This is a genomic window from Burkholderia territorii (genome assembly GCF_001718335.1).
GTDB classification, from domain to species: domain Bacteria; phylum Pseudomonadota; class Gammaproteobacteria; order Burkholderiales; family Burkholderiaceae; genus Burkholderia; species Burkholderia territorii.
This window is the reverse complement of record NZ_CP013365.1, coordinates 898,998-918,288: the sequence shown is the minus strand read 5'-3', so window position 1 is coordinate 918,288 and position 19,291 is coordinate 898,998. Positions and strand designations below refer to the sequence as shown.

General features: G+C 68.0%; 15 protein-coding genes. 9 read left to right on the top strand and 6 right to left on the bottom strand.

Going from position 1 to position 19,291, the window contains the following annotated elements:
• Nucleotides 1–76 precede the first annotated feature (76 nt).
• The 3 genes from WS51_RS04150 to WS51_RS04140 are packed head-to-tail and all read right to left on the bottom strand — an operon-like array spanning nt 77 to nt 3,966.
• A complete protein-coding gene (locus WS51_RS04150) occupies nt 77–1,999 on the bottom strand; it encodes a dipeptide ABC transporter ATP-binding protein (RefSeq protein ID WP_069228643.1) in 1,923 nt (640 codons plus the stop codon).
• 27 nt (nt 2,000–2,026) lie between these two features.
• On the bottom strand, nt 2,027–3,013 hold the full coding sequence (locus tag WS51_RS04145) for an isoaspartyl peptidase/L-asparaginase family protein (protein WP_069228642.1): 987 nt from the start codon (nt 3,011–3,013) through the stop codon (nt 2,027–2,029).
• Nucleotides 3,010–3,966, bottom strand: coding sequence for a MurR/RpiR family transcriptional regulator (locus tag WS51_RS04140; RefSeq protein WP_059540931.1), 957 nt, complete (start codon nt 3,964–3,966; stop codon nt 3,010–3,012). The genes WS51_RS04145 and WS51_RS04140 overlap by 4 nt, the downstream gene beginning before the upstream one ends.
• A 392-nt stretch (nt 3,967–4,358) precedes the next feature.
• Here WS51_RS04140 and WS51_RS04135 point away from each other — a divergent pair, with 392 nt between their 5' ends.
• From WS51_RS04135 to WS51_RS04115, 5 genes are all read left to right on the top strand, one after another.
• The gene (locus WS51_RS04135) at nt 4,359–5,630 is read left to right on the top strand and encodes an MFS transporter (protein ID WP_059450565.1); all 1,272 of its coding nucleotides are present in this window, start codon (nt 4,359–4,361) and stop codon (nt 5,628–5,630) included.
• Between the two features lie 28 nt (nt 5,631–5,658).
• Complete coding sequence (locus tag WS51_RS04130; RefSeq protein WP_069228641.1) at nt 5,659–8,079, top strand: glycoside hydrolase family 31 protein; 2,421 nt, start codon at nt 5,659–5,661, stop codon at nt 8,077–8,079.
• Nucleotides 8,080–8,199: 120 nt separating this feature from the next.
• Nucleotides 8,200–9,387, top strand: a complete 1,188-nt coding sequence (locus tag WS51_RS04125; protein ID WP_060298449.1) for a porin — start codon at nt 8,200–8,202, stop codon at nt 9,385–9,387.
• A 282-nt stretch (nt 9,388–9,669) separates the two neighbouring features.
• The gene (locus WS51_RS04120; RefSeq protein WP_069228640.1) at nt 9,670–11,691 is read left to right on the top strand and encodes a BCCT family transporter; all 2,022 of its coding nucleotides are present in this window, start codon (nt 9,670–9,672) and stop codon (nt 11,689–11,691) included.
• A gap of 58 nt (nt 11,692–11,749) precedes the next feature.
• On the top strand, nt 11,750–12,061 hold the full coding sequence (locus tag WS51_RS04115; protein ID WP_059450569.1) for a hypothetical protein: 312 nt from the start codon (nt 11,750–11,752) through the stop codon (nt 12,059–12,061).
• A gap of 92 nt (nt 12,062–12,153) precedes the next feature.
• Here the strand turns inward: WS51_RS04115 and WS51_RS04110 are convergent, their stop codons facing one another.
• Nucleotides 12,154–13,002 carry a class I SAM-dependent methyltransferase gene (locus tag WS51_RS04110; RefSeq protein ID WP_069228639.1) on the bottom strand — a complete coding sequence of 283 codons (849 nt, stop codon included), beginning with the start codon at nt 13,000–13,002 and terminating at the stop codon, nt 12,154–12,156.
• Nucleotides 13,003–13,183: 181 nt separating this feature from the next.
• Here WS51_RS04110 and WS51_RS04105 point away from each other — a divergent pair, with 181 nt between their 5' ends.
• The 3 genes from WS51_RS04105 (at nt 13,184) to WS51_RS04095 (ending at nt 16,568) form a co-directional block, all read left to right on the top strand.
• Nucleotides 13,184–14,647, top strand: a complete 1,464-nt coding sequence (locus WS51_RS04105; protein ID WP_069229113.1) for a metallophosphoesterase family protein — start codon at nt 13,184–13,186, stop codon at nt 14,645–14,647.
• Nucleotides 14,648–14,865: 218 nt separating this feature from the next.
• Entirely contained in the window at nt 14,866–16,194 is a 1,329-nt protein-coding gene (locus WS51_RS04100) for a cytochrome-c peroxidase (RefSeq protein WP_155773585.1), read from the top strand.
• 98 nt (nt 16,195–16,292) lie between these two features.
• On the top strand, nt 16,293–16,568 hold the full coding sequence (locus WS51_RS04095) for a CppA family protein (protein WP_059540917.1): 276 nt from the start codon (nt 16,293–16,295) through the stop codon (nt 16,566–16,568).
• A 129-nt stretch (nt 16,569–16,697) separates the two neighbouring features.
• Here the strand turns inward: WS51_RS04095 and WS51_RS04090 are convergent, their stop codons facing one another.
• Nucleotides 16,698–18,197: an aminotransferase-like domain-containing protein gene (locus tag WS51_RS04090; protein WP_059799101.1), complete on the bottom strand. Its 1,500-nt coding sequence runs from the start codon at nt 18,195–18,197 to the stop codon at nt 16,698–16,700.
• Between the two features lie 194 nt (nt 18,198–18,391).
• Here WS51_RS04090 and WS51_RS04085 point away from each other — a divergent pair, with 194 nt between their 5' ends.
• Nucleotides 18,392–18,742, top strand: coding sequence for a hypothetical protein (locus WS51_RS04085; protein ID WP_059507266.1), 351 nt, complete (start codon nt 18,392–18,394; stop codon nt 18,740–18,742).
• A 125-nt stretch (nt 18,743–18,867) separates the two neighbouring features.
• On the opposite strand, the gene WS51_RS04080 is transcribed toward WS51_RS04085, so the two are convergent.
• Nucleotides 18,868–19,290, bottom strand: coding sequence for a DUF6691 family protein (locus WS51_RS04080; protein WP_069228638.1), 423 nt, complete (start codon nt 19,288–19,290; stop codon nt 18,868–18,870).
• Nucleotide 19,291: the final 1 nt, after the last annotated feature.

The window sequence follows — 19,291 nt, the reverse complement described above, 5'->3', positions numbered from 1 at the left end:
GACTGCATCCGCTCGGGAAAATGACGCCGTTGCCTGGCACGTGCGCAGCTTCGGTCCATGTGCGCCTCGCCGTGCATCAATACGCGCCGCCGACGCGATGCGTCGCGACGTAATGATCGGGGCCGACCGCGACGAGCGGCGCGACGAGCGGCTCGTCGCCGACCGCGCGTATCGGGCTCGGAATCTCGTCCGCCGCGAGCTGGCGCGGCGCATGCCGGCGCGCGGGGTCGGCCACCGGCACCGCGCTCATCAGCTTCTTCGTGTACGGATGCCGCGGTGCCTCGAACACCGCGCGGCGCGGGCCGATCTCGACGATCTGCCCCAGATACATCACCGCGACCCGATGGCTGATGCGCTCGACGACGGCCATGTCGTGCGAGATGAACAGATACGCGACGCCCAGCTCGCGCTGCAGGTCGAGCATCAGGTTCACGATCTGCGCCTGCACGGATACGTCGAGCGCGGACACCGACTCGTCGGCGATCACGACCTTCGGATTCAGCGCGAGCGCGCGTGCGATGGCGATGCGCTGACGCTGGCCGCCCGAGAATTCGTGCGGGTAGCGGCGCGCGGCCTCCGGCGGCAGGCCGACCTTGTCGAGCAGCCAGTCGACGCGCGCCTGGGCTTCGCGGCCGCTCGCGACGCCATGCACGAGCAACGGCTCCATGATCGAGAAACCGACCGTGAGGCGCGGGTTCAGCGACGCGAACGGATCCTGGAAGATGAACTGGATGTTGCGGCGCAGTGCCTGCAGGTCATGGCCCTTCATCGCGCTGATGTCGCGGCCGTCGAATTCGATCGAACCGCTCTGCGATTCGACGAGGCGCAGCAGCGAGCGGCCGGTGGTCGACTTGCCGCAGCCGGATTCGCCGACGAGCGCGAGCGTCTCGCCCGCGCGCAGCTCGAAGCTCACGCGCTCGACCGCGTGCACGTATTGCGACACGCGGCCGAACATGCCGCTCTTCACCGGAAACCGCGTGACGAGATCCCGCACGCGCAGGATCGGCGGCGCGGCCGGATCGACGTGCGGCTGCCCGGCGGCGGGCGCCGCGGCCGCGTTGCCCGCATCGCTCGCCGCGGGCGCCGGTGCGGCCGCGCTTGCGCCGTCCACCTTCAGCAGCGGAAATTTTTCGGGATGATCGGTGCCCTGCATCGAGCCGAGGCGCGGCACGGCCGCGAGCAGCGCACGCGTGTAGCGATGCGCGGGCGTCGCGAAAATGCGCTCGGATGCGCCCTCCTCGACCTTCTCGCCGCGATACATTACGAGCACGCGATCGGCCACTTCGGCGACCACGCCCATGTCGTGCGTGATGAAGATCACGCCCATGTTCATTTCGTCCTGCAGCCCGCGGATCAGTTGCAGGATCTGCGCCTGGATCGTCACGTCGAGCGCGGTCGTCGGTTCGTCGGCGATCAGGAGCGCGGGCCGGCACGACAGCGCCATCGCGATCATCACGCGCTGCCGCATCCCGCCGGACAACTGGTGCGGATACCGCGCGAACACGCGGCGCGCCTCGGGAATGCGAACGAGATCGAGCAGCCGCAACGCTTCCGCGCGCGCGTCGGCCGTGCTTTTCGACTGGTGCAGCGCGATCGCCTCGCTGATCTGGTCGCCGACCGTAAACACCGGGTTCAGCGACGTCATCGGCTCCTGGAAGATCATCGCGATGTCCGCGCCGCGAATCCCGCGCATCGTCGCCGCGCTCGCCTGCGCGAGATCGACGAGCGCGCCGCCGCGACGCCGCAACGCGATCCGGCCGCTCGTGATCTCGCCGCCGCCATGCTCGACGAGCCGCATCAGCGCGAGCGACGTGACCGACTTGCCGGACCCCGACTCGCCGACGATCGCGAGGGTCTCGCCGCGATCGACGTGAAACGACACGTTGCGCACCGCCTCGAACGTCGCGTTTTCGCGGCGAAACATGACCGACAGGTCGTCGACGGCGACGACGCGCTGCTCCGGCAGCACCAGCGCGGACGGGGTTCGGTTCGAAGTCATGCGAAGGTCTCCTCGTACGATCCGGAATCAGGCGGCATCGTCGCGATAGATGCCGACCACGGGCGTCTCGCCCACGCGTGCGTAACCGCGATACATCCCTTCCGTGTTGAACGGCATCGCGACGTTGCCGTGCGCGTCGACCGCGACGATCCCGCCGCGCCCGGCCAGGCGCGACAGCTTGTTCATCACCGCGTCGTGCGCGGCATCGGCGAGCGACGCGCCGCGGTAGGCCATCTGCGCGGCCACGTCATGCGCGGTCGCGAGCCGGATGAACATCTCGCCGGTGCCCGTCGCCGATACCGCGCAGGTCGCGTCGTCCGCGTAGCAGCCGGCACCGATGATCGGCGAATCGCCGACGCGGCCGGGCTGCTTGTTCGTGATGCCGCCGGTCGAGGTCGCCGCCGCGATATGGCCGTGCACGTCGCACGCGACCGCGCCGACCGTGCCGTGCTTGCGGTCGGGATCGAGCGGCTCGGCCGGCTGCCCGGCGCCGAACGCGAAGCTCGCGGCATCGTGATCGAGCATCGTCCCGGCCGCCGCGCGCGCCTTCAACCACTGCGCATGACGCGCTTCGGTGTCGAAGTAGCCGGGCTCGGCGAGTTCGAGGCCCTGGGCGGCCGCGAACGCGTCGGCACCCGCGCCCGCCAGCAGCACGTGCTCGCTCGCTTCCATCACGCGCCGCGCGGCGAGCACCGGATTGCGCACGCGGGTCGCGCAGCAGATCGCGCCGGCCGCGAGCGTCGTGCCGTCCATCACCGCCGCGTCGAGTTCGTGCTTGCCTTCGGCCGTGTAGACGGCGCCGCGCCCGGCGTTGAACAGCGGACAGTCCTCGAGCAGCCGCACCGCGACGGTAACGGCGTCGAGTGCGCTGCCGCCATCGGCAAGCACCTGTTGCGCGGCCTGCAGGATCGCGGTGAGTTCGGCGCGGTACTGGCGTTCGGTGTCGGTGTCCATCGCATCGCGCAGGATCGTGCCTGCACCGCCATGAATCGCGACGATCGCGGTTGAGGTCATGATTTTTTCGAACCGGTGGGAGAAGGGTTGGCGGCGGGCACCGCCGCTTGCGGGTGGACCAGCCACGGCAACAGGAATTCGGTCATTTCGGCGGCGGACTTCGCGGAGCGATGCGTGCGCAGCGCGACCGCGTCGATCAGCGCCTCGATCATCGTCAGCACGGCCGCCTCCGACGTGGCCGCGAAACGCCGTTCCGCCTTGACGTACAGATTCAGCGACGCGATCGGTGCAAGCGGCGAACCGGGCCCGTCGGAGATGCCGAGCACGCGCGCACCGCGCGCGGCCGCGCGGCGGGCCAGTTCGATCGTGTCCTTGACGTAGCGCGGAAACGCGAGCGCGATCACGAGATCGCGCGAGTCGGCCGTGTACAGGCGCCGCGCCGCATGCGACGGGCCGCCGAGCAGCGCGAGCGACTGTACGTTGTCGTGACACACCGACAGTCCGTGTTCCATCAGCCCGGTCAGAAACGCGCTCGAACCGGCGCCGAGGATCAGCACGCGCCGCGCGCCGACGATCGCCTCGACGGCCGCCTCGACATCGGCCGCATCCAGCTGTGCACGCGTGTTCTCGATGTTCGCGACGGCCTGGTCGAACACGGCGTCGATCCATGCGGCGCCGCGCACGCCCTGCTCGTGCTCCTGTTCCTGCTCCTGCGCGGAACGCAGCCGCTCGACCGGCCCGAGCGTCGCCTCGAAGCCGCGCACGAGCGCCGCGCGCATCGCCGGATAGCCGTCGAAGCCGAGCGCCTTCGCGAAGCGGTTCGCGGTCGCGATCGACGCATTCACGGCCTGCGCGAGCTCGTCGATCCGCATCGTCGCCGCGCGGAACGGATTCGCGAGCACGAATTCGCCCATCCGGCGATGGATCGGCGTCATCCGCGGCATGGCCGCGGCGATGCGCTCCGCAATCGCGGATTCGTCGTGACTGGCTTCGTGCGGCAGGAGAGGCGTCATGCGAAAGGTTTTGCAAGGTGGATGAAAATCAATTTACACAATCTGCCGGAAGGAAAAAAATAAATTTTCATCAGGGTTGTCACGCCCTCCACCGGCCCGCCTGATGCAGTCGATCGCGTCGGGGACCCAATCCACAGACTTATCGGGAATACCCCAAGGATGTTCATTCGAATGCAGATTGGCGTTGACCGGATTCGAATTCGAACATACGATGCTCGAAAATGATCAGTCGTCAGATAACATTGAGTTTCAATGGCAGCTGAATGTTCGACCGAAAGCCGTCATTCCGGTAAGAATCACGCGAATCGACCGCCCTTTAAGATCGGACATCGTACAAACGTGACCGCATAAGCCGACCCAGCCGGGCGGCTTGCATGGCTCAGGAGACAGCAGTGAAAACAGTCAAGGCTTTGCGCTGGTGGATCATCGTGCTGGTTTGTCTCGGCACGATCCTCAACTACCTCGCGCGAAATTCCCTCGCGGTGCTCGCACCGGAACTGAAGCACGTGTTCACGATCTCGACGCAGCAGTACTCGTATATCGTCGGGGCGTTCCAGATCGGCTATACGATCATGCAGCCGGTCTGCGGATTCATTGTCGACCTGATCGGCCTGCGGCTCGGGTTCGCGCTGTTCGCGATGCTGTGGTCGGTGGTCGGCGTCGCGCACGGCTTCGCGTCGGGCTGGCTGTCGCTCGGCATCCTGCGCGGCCTGCTCGGCCTGTTCGAGGCCGCCGCGATTCCGTCGGGGATGAAGGCCGTCGCCGAATGGTTTCCCGATCGGGAGAAATCCGTCGCGGTCGGCTACTTCAACGCGGGCACGTCGCTCGGCGCCGCGATCGCGCCGCCGCTCGTCGTGTTCCTGTCGATGCGGTTCGGCTGGCAATCCGCATTCATGGTCACCGGCGCGCTCGGCTTCGCGTGGGCCGCGCTGTGGTACACGCTGTACCGGTCGCCGGCCGATCATCCGCGCATCACGTCGCGGGAGCGCACATTGATCCGCGACGGCCAGGCGACCATGCCGGCCGTGTCGAAGCGCCGGATTCGCGACGTCATCACCGCGCGCCGCTTCTGGGCGATCGCGCTGCCGCGCTTCTTCGCGGAACCCGCGTGGCAGACCTTCAGTTTCTGGATCCCGCTGTACCTCGCGACCGAACGCCACATGCCGCTCACGCAGATCGCGATCTTCGCGTGGATGCCGTTTCTCGCGGCCGACGCCGGCGGCATCGCGGGAGGCTACCTGTCGCCGTATCTCGCCAACCGGTTCAAACTGCCGCTCGTGTGGTCGCGTGTCGCCGGCGTCGCGCTCGGCGCGGTGCTGATGCTGGGGCCGGCGATGATCGGGCTCGTGTCGTCGCCTTACACGGCCATCGGCCTGTTCTGCGTCGGCGGCTTCGCGCACCAGATGATCTCCGCGCTCGTCAACACGCTGTCGGCCGATGTGTTCGATCCCGAGGAAGTCGGCACCGCCAGCGGCTTCGCCGGCATGGCCGCGTGGATCGGCGGGCTCGGCTTCTCGCTGCTGGTCGGCGCGCTCGCCGACAAGATCGGCTACGCACCGCTGTTCGCGTGCCTCGGCCTGTTCGACATCATCGGCGTCACGCTGCTCGCGGTGCTGATCCGCGGGCAGTCGAAGCAGGAACGCCTGCTCGCGCAGCACGCCTGACCTCCGTCTTCACCAGGGAATCGCCTTCATGACCTCGCTTCTTCATCCGCCCGTGTTCCGCGTCGCCGACCGGCGGGCGAACCGTGTGCTGCTCGCATCCGACGCGGGCGCGACCCTCGAGATCTTCGTGCTCGAGGACGACATCGTGCGCGTGCGCGTGCTCCCGGACGCGACGCCGCGCACCCCGCGCACGTGGACGATCGCACCGGGCCTCGACGACGTACCGCTCGACGGACGCGACCGCCTCGACCTGAGCGGCTTCGCGCTGCCGGCCTACGACTTCGCCGAAGACGACGGCGGCGTGCGCATCGAAACCGCGCAGGTTCGCCTCGCGGTAAGCCGGCAAGGCGGCCATTGCACGTGGTCGATGCGCGGCGCCGACGACACATGGCGCGTCGTGCTCGCCGACCGCGCGACGCAGGCGTACAACTTCGGCTGGTGGGACGATCGCGCGTATCACTACGTCGCGCGCGAGCGCGGCGACAAGGTGTTCGGGCTCGGCGAACGCGCGGGCGAGCTCGACCGCACCGGCGCGCGCTTCGAGATGCGCAACATCGACGCGATGGGGTACAGCGCGAAGCACACGGACCCGCTCTACAAGCACATTCCGTTCTACGTCACGTGGTCGCCGGACACATGCCGGGGCTTCGGGTTGTTCTATGACACGCTGTCGGATTGCGCGTTCGACATGGGCCGCGAACTCGACAACTACCACGGGCTGTACCGCTATTTCGTCGCCGAGCACGGCGATCTCGACTACTACTTCATCGCGTCGCCCGACACGCCGCTCACGGCCGCGCGGCGCTTCACGTGGCTCACCGGGCGCCCGGCGCGCACGCCGAAATGGGGGCTCGGCTATTCGGGCTCGACGATGAGCTACACCGACGCGCCGGACGCGCAGCGGCAGATGAACCAGTTCGTCGAACAGTGCGACGCGCACGACATCCTGTGCGATTCGTTCCACCTGTCGTCGGGCTATACGTCGATCGGCGCGAAGCGCTACGTGTTCAACTGGAACCGCGACAAGTTTCCCGACGCGAAAGGATTCGTGAAGCACTACCGCGACCACGGCATCCGCCTCTGCGCGAACATCAAGCCGTGCCTGCTGCGCGACCACCCGGCGTTCGACGACGCGGCGCGGTGCGGGCTGCTGATCCGCTCGGCATCGGGCGAGCCGGCATGGGTGCAGTTCTGGGACGAGGTCGGCGCGTATCTCGACTTCACGCAACCGGATGCGTATCGCTGGTGGCAAGAGCAGGTCACCTCGGCGCTGCTCGATTATGGAATCGCGTCGACGTGGAACGACAACAACGAATACGAGATCTGGTCGCCCGATGCGATCGCGCACGGCTTCGGCCAGCCGTTTCCCGCACGCGAGGCGAAGGTGCTGCAGACGATGCTGATGATGCGCGCGTCGCGCGACGCACAGCGCGCGCATGCACCTGCGCAGCGGCCGTTCCTCGTGTCGCGCTCGGGCGGCGCCGGCATGCAGCGTTACGTGCAGACCTGGTCCGGCGACAACTACACGTCGTGGGAAACGCTGCGCTACAACCTCAGGATGGGCCTGGGGCTCGCGTTGTCGGGCGTGTCGAACATCGGTCACGACATCGGCGGCTTCTCCGGCCCCGCACCGTCGCCCGAGCTGCTGCTGCGCTGGGTGCAGTTCGGCATCTTCATGCCGCGCTTCAGCATTCATTCGTGGAATGACGACGGCACCGTCAACGAACCGTGGATGTATCCGGAGATCACCGCGCAGATTGCATCGCTGATCAAGCAGCGCTACCGGCTGCTGCCTTACCTCTATCACCTGCTGTGGCTGTCGACCACGCGCTACGAGCCCGTGCTGCGGCCGACCTTCGGCGACTTCCCCGGCGACCCGCGCTGCTACGACGAATGCGACGACATGATGCTCGGCGACGCGCTGCTGGTCGCGCCGGTCGTCGAGGCGGGTCGCACGGAGCGCACGGTGTATCTGCCGCGCGGTGCACGCTGGATGTGCTGCACGAGCGCGCAGTCGTTCGACGGCGGCGCCAGCGTAACGCTGCCCGCGCCGCTCGACACGCCGGTGATGCTGTTGCGCGAAGGTCGCGTGCTGCCGCTTAACGTCGCCGAGCAACGGTTCGGCGCACGCGCGGACGCGCGCGGCTTCCTCGTCGCGCCGCGCATCGAGGACGGCGTGGCGTACGGCGAGTGCGTCGAGGACGACGGCGAAACGGAAGCGTGGCGCGACGGCGAATACGGACTGTGGCGCATCGAGACCGGGCGCGCGGCGTCGGGCGAACTCGGTGTATCGGTCCGCTGGGACGGCCGCATGAACCGCCCTGCCGAACGGATCGAGATCCTGCTGCCGGCGTCGCTGCAAGGCACTGTTGCCGTGCGCGGTGCGCGCGTCGAAAACGATGTGCGCGACGGTGCGTGGCGCCGCATCGTCGTGGCATTCGACGACTGACCGCGCAAGCGCGCGAAAACGCCGAACCCTCGGATCGGGCGGGCCGCGCACACGGCCCGCTCTGCCCCAAAGAGGAGGCCGATCAGCCTCCCGCCCCTTGAAGAGACCTGGAGATCGTCAATGAAGGCATCGCATCACTACTCTGCAATCCTGATTTTATCGGCCGCGTCGTTCGGCGCTTCCACCGCCCATGCGCAAAGCAGCGTGACGCTGTACGGCGTGGTCGACGATTCGATCGCGTACGTCAACAACCAGCAAGGTCACTCGAACGTGTACATGCGCGACGGCAACCTGTATGCGTCGAAGTTCGGGCTGCGCGGCGACGAGGATCTCGGCGGCGGCACGCACGCGATCTTCGACCTGCAATCCGGCTTCAACCTGAACACCGGCGCGCAAGCCGCCGCCGGCACGATCTTCAACCGCCAGGCGTTCGTCGGGCTGCGCAACGATCATTACGGCACGGTGACGGCCGGCCGCCAGTACACGCCGTATTTCCTGCTGGTCGGCCCATACGCATCGAGCAGTTGGCTGACCGGCGCGACAGGCGCGCATCCGGGCGACATCGACGGGCTCGACACGACGATCCGCGTCAACAATTCGGTTACCTATACGTCGCCGACGTTCTCCGGGCTGACCGCGAGTGCGATGTACGCATTCGGCGGCATCGCGGGCGCGACCGGCAAGGGCAACACGTTCAGCGCCGCACTGCGCTATGCGAACGGGCCGGTCGGCATCGCGGCCGGCTACCTGCGCATCAACAGCTCGGGCTCGTCGGCAGGCTTCCTGAATCCGGCGACCGCGGCGTCGGGCAGCTTCGCGGTGTCCGTGCTGAACCAGGGATACCTGACCGCAAAGGCCGTTGAGCAGATCGCGGCCGCCGGCAACTACACGCTCGGCAACCTGACGATGGGTCTGAACTACTCGAACGTGAAATATCTGCCCGGCAACGGCTCGGCGTTCACGGACACGGCCGTGTTCAACACCTACGGCGCGCTCGCCGCGTACCGCTTCACGCCGACCTTCTCGGTGGCCGGCGCGTTCGCGTACACGCTCGCGTCGAAGGCAAACGGCGTATCGGACGCAGCGCGCTATCAGCAGTATTCGCTGAAGGAGTCGTACAGCCTGTCGAAGCGCACGACGCTCTATGCATTGCAGGCGTACACGCATTCGAGTGGACGGACACTCGGCGCGCTGGGTGCCGGCCATATCGTCGACGCGGCGCCGATCGTCGGCGATTCGCAACAGCTCACGCCGTCGACGACGCACGGCCAGTTCGTCGGCATGGCCGGCATCGCCGTGACGTTCTGAATCCGCACGGCTGCGCATCGCCCGCCTGAGCCCCGGACGATCGGGCATCGTCCGGGGCCGGTTTGCGTTCGACGTGCCCCTCCTCCCGCATGCCGCACGCAGCGTGCGGGTTTTCGCGATCGCCGCAATACCTTACAATTCGTCAGGTTTATCCCTGCTGCATATCCCTTCTTGCAGTCCTGACACCGCGGTACACTCGACGCACGCCGTATCAGGGTCCGACGCGCGACACGCGCGCCGGGCGGCGTCGCGCCTCGTTGCGCCCACAACTGGATGCCAGCCATGCCAGATTCCCGTTCCTCGCCTCGCACGACATTCAAGCCGCAAGTCGTGTTGCCCGCGCTTGCGGTCATCGGTGCACTGCTCGTCGTGTGCGCGCTGCGCCCGAACGAAGCCGGCGCGCTCTTCTCCTCCGGCCAGCAATGGGTCGTCGCGCGCTTCGACTGGTTCTACGTGCTCGCCGTCACCACGTTCCTCGTGTTTCTCGTGCTGATCGCCGCGAGCGACTTCGGCAACATCCGGCTCGGCCCCGACGACGCCGAGCCCGAGTTCAGCTTCCTGTCGTGGACGGCCATGCTGTTCGCGGCAGGCATGGGCATCGGTCTCATGTACTTCGGCGTCGGCGAGCCGATGCAGCACTTCCTGAAGCCGCCGACCGTCGACCCCGGCACGCCTGCCGCCGCACGCGAGGCGATGCTGATGACCTTCTTCCACTGGGGCTTTCATGCGTGGGCGATCTACGGGCTGATGGGTCTCGTGCTCGCATACTTCGGATTCCGCTACAACCTGCCGCTGACGCTGCGCTCCGGCCTGTATCCGGTGCTGCGCGAGCGCGTGAACGGCTGGATCGGCCACGCGGTCGACGCGTTCGCGCTGGTCGGCACGGTCGCGGGCATCGCGACGACGCTCGGCTACGGCGTGATGCAGTTGAGCGCCGGCCTGCATACGGTCGCCGGCTGGGATACGAGCGGCAACGCATTCCGCATCGGGCTCGTCGTGATCGTCGTGATCCTGGCCGGCGCATCGGCCGCGAGCGGTCTCGACAAGGGCGTGCGGCGGCTGTCCGAACTGAACCTGCTGCTGGCGTTCCTGTTGCTCGCGTTCGTGGTCGTCGCGGGCCCGACGTCGTTCCTGCTGCGCGCGCTCGGCGACAACATCGGCCAGTACCTGTCGAATCTCGTCGACCTGTCGTTCCGCACTTACGCGTATGCGCCGCCGCGCGAGGAAGGCTGGTTCGGCGGGTGGACGATCCTCTACTGGGCATGGTGGGTATCGTGGTCGCCGTTCGTCGGCATGTTCATCGCGCGCATCTCGCGCGGCCGCACGATCCGCCAGTTCGTGATCGGCGTGTTGCTCGTGCCGACCGCATTCAATCTCGTGTGGATGACCGTGTTCGGCAACAGCGCGATCTGGCTCGACGCCCACGGCGCGGCCGGCGCGCTCGCGCAAACGGCCGGCAGTGTCGATGCGTTGCTGTTCCGTTTCTTCGATTTCCTGCCGCTGTCCCAGTTGCTGTCGATCGTCGCGATCGTGCTGATCGCGGTGTTCTTCGTCACGTCCGCCGATTCCGGCGCATTCGTGATCGATCAGATCGCGACGCGCGGCAGCGCGCATTCGCCGGTCTGGCAGCGGCTGTTCTGGGCCGCGCTGCTGGGCGTGACGGCGGCCGTGCTGCTGGTCGCGGGTGGGCTCGGCGCGCTGCAGGCGATGACCTTGATCGCAGCATTGCCCGTCGCGTTGATCATGCTCGCGCTCTGCTACGGGCTGTGGCGCGGGCTCGCGGCCGATCGCGCGCACTATTCGCAGGACGTCGCGCCCGCGACGAGCTTCTGGACCGGTCAGCACTGGCGCCATCGCCTGACCCACATCCTGCGGCAGACGACCGAGGCCGACGCTCGCCAGTTCGTCGCGGAAACCGTCGAGCCGGCACTGCGCAAAGTCGCAGACGAGCTGCGCGCGGGCGGTGTCGACGCACACGTGCAACGCGACAGCGACGATGCGGTACGCCTGACCGTGCCGACCGCGGAACACCGCGATTTCGTCTACGGCGCGCGCGTGACGGCGAAATCCGCGGCTGCGTTCCTCGTGCGCGAAGCGGCCGAGCCGGAGTCCGGGCGGCCGCACGTGTACGGCATCGTCACGTTCTTCGAGGATGGGCGACTCGGCTACGACATCGAATACCTGCGCGGCGACGAACTGATCGCCGATGTATTGCGTCAATACGAACGCTACGTGTCGCTCGCGGCCGACCAGCGTACGCATCTGCTGAGCCGAGCGCCCGGGCACGCCACGGAGGGCGAATGAGCCGGACTGCGGCGTTCGTCGTGTCGGGACGGCGCATGGCACCCGACGGAGCCGTGCGATGAGCGGCCTCTTGAGCGATCGCACCGGCGACTTCATCGCGCTCGCAACGCTCGCGATGCTTTACCTCGGCGGCGTCGGCCTCGCGCTGTGGCGGATCCGCACCGCCGCTCCGCGCGGCAAGCTCTACTGGATCGTATGCATCGCGCTGCTGGCCGGCGGCGCGATCGCGATCGCCGCCAACCTGTCGCCGATGCCGAACAGCGGCGAGATGCCGCCCGGTTTCGCCCTCGGCGTCGAGGCGGTGCTGCTCGGGCTCGCGCTCGTGGCGGCCGGCTGTGCGTGGCTGATGTTGCGAGCGAGGCGCGACTGACACGTTGCCCTTTTGCGCGGCATCGCAGCGTTGTCATGCATGAACGGCAACGCCCATGCGCGACGACGCGCTGCGGCCATTTTCCCAATGGATCATGCAGACGGCGCCCGCGCGGTGACGAGCCAGCACGCCGCATCGAAGCGCAGGTTCGCGCCTTGCACGTAGCGCTCGAACGCAGCGCGAGCCGTTTCGATCACCCGCCGGCGCGTCGCGTCGTCCACTTGACGAAGCGCGAGCCCGACCGGGCCCAGTCGCGCGATGTAGTCGTCCAGTGCGGGCACCGGCAATGCGCATGCGACATCGATCGGCTCGATCGCAATGTCGGCCCAGCCGCTGTCCGACAACACCGACGCGATCCGTTGCCGGTCGCCGAACGCGAATTGTCCGGGCGCGCCCGGTTGCCGCGCCGGCATCGCCGGGAGCAACGGCGCCGCGGCACGCTCGGCAGTCGTCATGAACGGATTGTCGGCGGCGCCGCGCCATGCGACGAATCGCAGTTGCGCGTTCCGGCGCGCCGCGTGCCGCAGGTTCGCGAAGGCCTGCACCGGATCGTCGAAGAACATCACGCCGAAGCGCGACACGATCAGGTCGAACCAGTCCGGCGCGAACGCATGCGTCTGCGCATCGGCATGCACGAAGGCGGCATCGACGCCCTCGCGTTGCGCGCGCGCCCGTGCCGCTGCAACCATCTGCGCCGAAATATCCAGGCCCGTACAGCGGGCATGCGCGCCGAGCCGCCGCGCAATCGCGAGCGTCACCGCGCCGGTGCCGCAGCCGACATCGAGCACGCTGCTCGCGGATGCCGCCACCGCCGCATCCGCGAGCAATGCCTCGAACGGCTCGAACATCCGGTCGAGCACGCGCTGCGTGTCGACCCATGCCTGCCCCGACGGGCCGTTCCATAGCGCAGACTGCACTTCGTTTGTCCGGCTTCCTTCCATCGTCGCCCTCCTTTCGTCCGTGTCGTTGACCGTGATCCGGACTATGCTGCTTCAAGCCGGCTTGAGGTCAAGGCCGCGAATGCGGCACGATCCGCGCGTCGTGTCGGCCGTCGCCGCACTGTCCTTCACATTTCTTACATTCACGTTCCGTATCGTTGACGGCTTTCCTACGGTGCCTCCCATGCGACGACTCCTCTCCCGCGCGCTGTTCGTGCGCTGCGCTGCGCTTGTTGCTCTCGCGGCGTTGTCCGCGTGTTCGAATCACATCGATACGCCCGCCGATCCGGCCAGCGCCGCGATCAACGTACAGGCCGCATGGGTCGAAATCGGCGATGCGAACCAGGCGATCGCGCGCGTGGTCACCAACTACAGCGCTGCGTCCGCGAGCGATCCGCTGTGTCCGCTACTGTCCGTCGACGGCAAGCAGTCGCGCATGACGCTGCGCGCCGGCGCCGCGACCGTCGCGCAACGGCCGACGGCGAGCGCCCCGGCCGACTCGAAACCGTCGAGCTTCCCGGTGTCGGTCTGCGAAGCGACGCTGCCGGGCGATGCCCGGACGGCGAGCGTCGCGGGCCGCGCGCTACCGCTGCCGAAAGCGCAGCCGCAGCGCATCGCGATCATCGCCGACACCGGTTGCCGGATGAAGAAGGCCGACAACGCATGGCAGGCATGCAACGACGCGACGGTCTGGCCGTTCGACACGATCGCGGCGAGCGTCGCGAAGCTGTCGCCGGACCTCGTGCTGCACGTCGGCGACTATCACTACCGCGAAAACGCGTGCCCGCCGGACATCGCCGGCTGCAAGGACAGCCCGTGGGGCTACGGCTGGGATACGTGGCAGGCCGACCTGTTCCGGCCGGCCGCGCCGCTGTTCGCGAAGGCGCCGTGGGTCGTCGTGCGCGGCAACCACGAGGAATGCGCGCGGGCCGGCCAGGGCTGGTACCGCTTCCTCGATCCGCGCCCGTATTCGGCGGCTCGATCGTGCGACGATCCGGCCAACGACGACGACGCGAACTATTCGGAGCCCTATGCGGTGTCGCTCGGCGGCGGCACGCAGGTGATCGTGTTCGACACCGCGAAGGTCGGACGCAATCCGCTGAAGACGACCGACGCGCAGTTCCGCATCTATCAGAAGCAGTTCCAGACGGTCGCGACGCTCGCGTCGAAAGCGGGCATCTCGACGACGATCTTCACGAACCATCACCCGATTCTCGCGTTCGCGCCGATTGCCGGCAGCACGCCGGCGCCGGGCAACCTGGCGCTGCAGTCGGTGATGGCGAGCCTGAACGCGCAGGCGTACTACCCGCCCGGTGTCAACGTCGCGCTGCACGGGCACGTGCACGACTTCCAGGCGATCAATTTCTCGTCCGGCCATCCGGCGACGATCGTGTCCGGCAACGGTGGCGACAACCTCGACGTCGCACTGCCCGATCCGTTTCCCGCGGGCCTGACACCTGCGCCGGGGGCCGTGATCGAACGGCTGTCGCACAACAACAGCTTCGGTTTCCTGATCATGGAACGACGCGCGGCGCCCGCGACGGGCTGGGTATTCCATGCGTATTCGGCGGCCGGCAAGCTGCTCGCGTCGTGCGACCAGTCGGGCAACACGCTCGCATGCGACAAGACGGGGTTCATCGCGCCGTGACCGACGAAGTTCGAGTGCATGACGATATGGCGGATTCGACCAGACGCCAGCGACGGACGGCGGGATCGCGGAGGCGGACGGTTTTGTCGGCCACCGCTGCCGGGCCGCTGACTTACCCTTCGGTTGTGGTCGGTGTCGTTGGCGGTGGCGGTGGCGGTGGCGGTGGCGGTGGCGCTGGCGGCATCGGCGGCCGGGCGGTACGCGTACTTGCCGCCGCCCTGCTCGGCGGCGCGGCGCTCGCGGGCCATGCCGCGCCGTCGGAGACGATCCTGCTTCCCGGTGCGCCGCCGTCGCGCGTCGTCGGCACGATCGGCAACGGGACGCCGCAGGTGACCGGCAAGGTCGACGCGGCGGCCGCACGTTTCGCGCCCGACCCGAGCCTCGTCGCGCTGGGCCGCCGAATCTTCTTCGATCCGCGGCTGTCCGAGCCGCACGGCATGTCGTGCGCGGGCTGCCACGATCCGGCGCGCGCGTTCGCGCCGACATTGTCGGCCGCTTCGCTCGCAGGGCCGGGCGTGCCGGAAGGTAGCCGCCACGGACGCTTCAGCCAGCGCAACGCGCCGTCGCTGCTATACGTGCGCTACGTGCCGCGCCGCCACTTCTACCAGGACGACGACGCTCCCGCGCCGTCGCCGTTCGGCGGCCTCTTCAGCGACGGTCGCGCGGACACGCTCGCCGAACAGATCCGCGGGCCGTTGTTCGATCCGAACGAGATGAACAACCGCACGCCGGCCGCGCTGCTGCGCAAGGTCAACGGCACCGAACTGTCGGACACCCTCGCCGCGCGCTTCGGCGCATCGGTGCGGCGCGACCCCGAGCAACTCGTGCGCGCGCTGGGCTCGGCCGTCGAGGCCTATCTGCAGAGCGACGACATGGCGCCGTTCACGTCGCGCTTCGACGCGTACCTGCGCACGCGCAAGCCGCTCGCGCCGGCCGAGATGCGCGGCCTGGCGCTGTTCCGCAATCCCGACAAGGGCAACTGCATGAGTTGCCATACGCTGTCGGAGACGTCGAGCCGGCCGGAGCGCTCGCTCTTCACCGATTTCGGCTACGACGCGATCGGCGTGCCGCGCAACCACGCGCTGCCCGCGAACCGCGATCCGCGCCATTTCGACAACGGTCTGTGCGAGACGGCCGCGCGGCTGCAATGGCCCGCGCCGACGCAATGGTGCGGCTACCTGCGCACGCCGGGGCTGCGCAACGTCGCGGTCAAGCAGACGTTCATGCACAACGGCGTGTTCACGACGCTGCGCGACGCGGTCGCGTTCTACAACACACGCTCGACCGACCCGGGTTTTTGGTATCACGGCGCCAGGACGTTCGACGACGTGCCGGCCGCGTATCGCGGCAACATCAACGTCAATTCGACGCCGATGAACCGCCGGCCGGGCACGCCACCCGCACTGACCGACGCGGAAATCGACGACATCGTCGCGTTCCTCGGCACGCTGACCGACGCGCGCTACGCGAATCTGGTCCCGCCTGCCCCGCCTGCTGCCCGGATTGCCGGGGCGCCGGCTGCCCGCACACCTGCGCCGGTGCGCTAAACCCTGGCCGAATGGCCAGGCGCATGCGCGCCCGCTTGCGGTCGCCTCACATACTGGTTATATTTACAGTACTGTATTTATGAACAGTGAGGTGCGCGATGGAACATCTGGTCCGTATCGTCAACGACACCGATCGCCAAGTGCTGGCATGGCTGCGCGCGCAGGTCGGCGACGCCCGCGTTGAGCGCGCGGCGCGCCAACTCGGGCATACGCGCAAGCCCTTCCCGTCGGCGGTATGCCGATACCTCGGCATGAGCGCGCCGGCCACGCTGCGCCAGGCAGAGCGGCCGCGCGCGGCGCGCGACTTCTCGGTCGGTGATCGCTATCTGTCGCTGATCCGTCAGCACCTCGCCGCGCATGCGGTCAACCGATGAAATCGCCGAAATCGTATCGTCGGCGCGTCGCCGCGCGGCGGCCGTCGGCGGTGAATGCGGCGTGCCGGGTCGGCCGGCCCGTGCCCCCGTCACGGCCACCGAGCCCGGTAGCCAACGTGCGTGCACGGTTCACACCTGCGCAGCGGCAGCCGCGTCGCGTATCAATTGCCCGAGCATTTCGATCGCTGCTTCATGTGCCGTGTCGAACACCCGCGTGCAGGCCAGCCGGATATACGCGTCAAAGCGGTCGGAGTTCGAAAAGATCGCGCCTGGCGCAATCCTTACCCCGCGAGCCAGCGCGGCATCGAACAATGCTTCGGAACGCACGCCGTCCGGCAACGCGATCCAAAGCAGCATGCCGCCGGGCGGCCGGTTCATCCGCGTGCCGGCCGGAAAATGGCGTGCGATCGCATCGATCGTCACATCGCGCTGCACGCGCAACTGCTCGCGAAACCGGTGCAGGTGGCGATCGAACGCTCCCGAGCCGACGAATTCGGCCGCGACGGCCTGGAGCAACGCAGCGTTGTGCCGGCTGTGCGCGAACTTGAGCATCTTCACGCGCGCGTGCCAGCGGCCCGCGCTCATCCAGCCGAGCCGCATCCCGGGTGCCAGCACCTTGTTGAACGACGGGCAATAAATCACCGTGCCGTCACGATCCCATGCCTTTACGGGCTTCACCACGTGTGGCGCTTCCACGAGCTCGCGATACGGTTCGTCCTCGATCACGGCCACGCCGTGGCGCGAGCAAAGCGCGACCAGCGCGGCCTTGCGCTCGTCGGGCATCACGCTGCCGAGCGGGTTCTGCAGATTCGGCACGACGACCACGGCCCGAATGTCCGGGTACGCGGTCAGCGCGACTTCGAGCGCTTCGATCGACAGCCCGGTCGTCGGGCTAGCCGGAATTTCGAGCGCACGCAGGCCGAGGCTTTCGAGCAGCTGGATCAAGCCGAAAAAGGCCGGCGATTCGATCGCGACCGTATCGCCCGGGCGTGCCACGGCGCGAAGCGCGAGATTCACGGCATCGACGCCGCCGCTCGTCGACATCACGTCGTCCGGCGATACGGTCACGCCGTACGACAGCGCGCGCTTTGCCATCGTCTGCCGGAATTCGGGCGACCCGCCAACGGGCCCCGCGTCGGTCAGCAGCGTCGGCTTGCGCCGCAGCAGCCGGATCGCCAGCGTCTGCAGGCGCTCGGACGGATACAGCGTCGCGAGCGCGGATGCGCCGCCGAGATTCAGCGCATCGGGCTTCGCGTTCGCGCGATCGATCACGCGCGATACGCGTTCATGCAGTCCCGCGAACGGCGGCTCGACGCTCAGCGGCGGCCCATCGCTTTCGGGCAGCGTATCGAGCGCGGCGGCCGCGCGCCGCCTGACGAAATAGCCGGAACGCGGCCTGGCTTCGCACCAGCCCGTATCCTCGAGCCGCCGAAATGCCTGGATCGCGGTCGACAAGCTCACGCCGTGTTGCGCCATGAAGGCACGTACGGACGGCATCCGGTCGCCGGGCGACAGCGTACCCGCCGCGATGATGCGGCGATAGTGCTCGGCGAGTCGTTCGTACAGCGGCTCGCCGGCCATCGGCAAAGGTGTTCGGAACGAGTCCGTGATGAGCGTCATGCGGGTCATCGTGCCCGCGCGCGCCGGCACACGCCAGATACAGATTCTCGGGAAACCCACCGATACAGACGATCAAAATCGTCGACTGCACCGTAACAGATTCCCGTCCCCTGAATCTGTCCTGCCCGCGCGCATTTCCCTAACCTGCTTGCACGCTGTTGCCCGGCCATCGCCGGGCCGCGCAACCGGAAAAAGGACTCGCCATGCGGACGCAAGACATCCGGCTCGATGCCGGGCAAAGCCACTTTGCGTGGTTCGACAAGGGCAGCCAGGTCGTCGTGCTCGACGGCGCGCTGGCGGTCACGTTGCGTCATGGCGGGATAGACTGGCTGCCCGATACGCCGCATTACGTTCGCCGCGTGCTCGACGAAGGCGAGTGCCTGACGATCGAGACGGCCGGTCACATGACATTGTCCGCGGGCGGTGCCGGGCCGGTCGCCGCGCTCATCGCGGCGCCCGGAGCCCGGTCCGGCGTGTTCGCGATGTGGCGCACATGGCTGCACCGGGTAATCACGCCGCTACTCGGCGAGCGCCAGGTCCGCGAGCAGCCCTGACACGGCAGCCCGCGCCGTCGCCGCTGTCGTCACGTAATCGGCGTGTAATGCACGCGGGCAACGAGCACGGTTTTGTCTCGGCGCGGGGGCGCGCCGACAATTTCAGCCGCAAGAACCACACGCAGCTACCGCCCCTGCCGCGCGCGCTCGATCCACTCGAACAACGCCATCCCGATCAGCATCGCTGCGACGAAAGCGATGCCCTTGATCGACGCGAACCCGATCGACACGATCGCCGGCCCCGGGCAAAACCCGGCAAGCCCCCACCCGATGCCGAACACGGCGCTGCCAGCGACGAGGCGCACCGTAATCGTCCGCGCGGCCGGCCACTGGATCGGCAAGCCGAGCAGCGACCGCGTCCGACGCTTCGCCCACGCAAACGCGAACACGGCAACGCCGATCGCGCCGGCCATCACGAACGCGAGTGACGGATCCCAGCGGCCTGCCAGGTCGAGAAAGCCGATCACCTTCTGCGGATTGGCCATCCCCGACACGATGAGGCCGGCGCCGAACAGCAGCCCCGCCAGAAACGCGAATCCTGCCTGCATG

What these genes read in the sequence shown, in the direction of transcription:
- WS51_RS04150 (WP_069228643.1), bottom strand. Translation starts at nt 1,999, where the DNA reads ATGACTTCGAACCGAACCCCGTCCGCGCTGGTGCTGCCGGAGCAGCGC.
- WS51_RS04145 (WP_069228642.1), bottom strand. Translation starts at nt 3,013, where the DNA reads ATGACCTCAACCGCGATCGTCGCGATTCATGGCGGTGCAGGCACGATC.
- WS51_RS04140 (WP_059540931.1), bottom strand. Translation starts at nt 3,966, where the DNA reads ATGACGCCTCTCCTGCCGCACGAAGCCAGTCACGACGAATCCGCGATT.
- WS51_RS04130 (WP_069228641.1), top strand. Translation starts at nt 5,659, where the DNA reads ATGACCTCGCTTCTTCATCCGCCCGTGTTCCGCGTCGCCGACCGGCGG.
- WS51_RS04125 (WP_060298449.1), top strand. Translation starts at nt 8,200, where the DNA reads ATGAAGGCATCGCATCACTACTCTGCAATCCTGATTTTATCGGCCGCG.
- WS51_RS04120 (WP_069228640.1), top strand. Translation starts at nt 9,670, where the DNA reads ATGCCAGATTCCCGTTCCTCGCCTCGCACGACATTCAAGCCGCAAGTC.
- WS51_RS04115 (WP_059450569.1), top strand. Translation starts at nt 11,750, where the DNA reads ATGAGCGGCCTCTTGAGCGATCGCACCGGCGACTTCATCGCGCTCGCA.
- WS51_RS04110 (WP_069228639.1), bottom strand. Translation starts at nt 13,002, where the DNA reads ATGGAAGGAAGCCGGACAAACGAAGTGCAGTCTGCGCTATGGAACGGC.
- WS51_RS04105 (WP_069229113.1), top strand. Translation starts at nt 13,184, where the DNA reads ATGCGACGACTCCTCTCCCGCGCGCTGTTCGTGCGCTGCGCTGCGCTT.
- WS51_RS04095 (WP_059540917.1), top strand. Translation starts at nt 16,293, where the DNA reads ATGGAACATCTGGTCCGTATCGTCAACGACACCGATCGCCAAGTGCTG.
- WS51_RS04090 (WP_059799101.1), bottom strand. Translation starts at nt 18,197, where the DNA reads ATGACCCGCATGACGCTCATCACGGACTCGTTCCGAACACCTTTGCCG.
- WS51_RS04085 (WP_059507266.1), top strand. Translation starts at nt 18,392, where the DNA reads ATGCGGACGCAAGACATCCGGCTCGATGCCGGGCAAAGCCACTTTGCG.
- WS51_RS04080 (WP_069228638.1), bottom strand. Translation starts at nt 19,290, where the DNA reads ATGCAGGCAGGATTCGCGTTTCTGGCGGGGCTGCTGTTCGGCGCCGGC.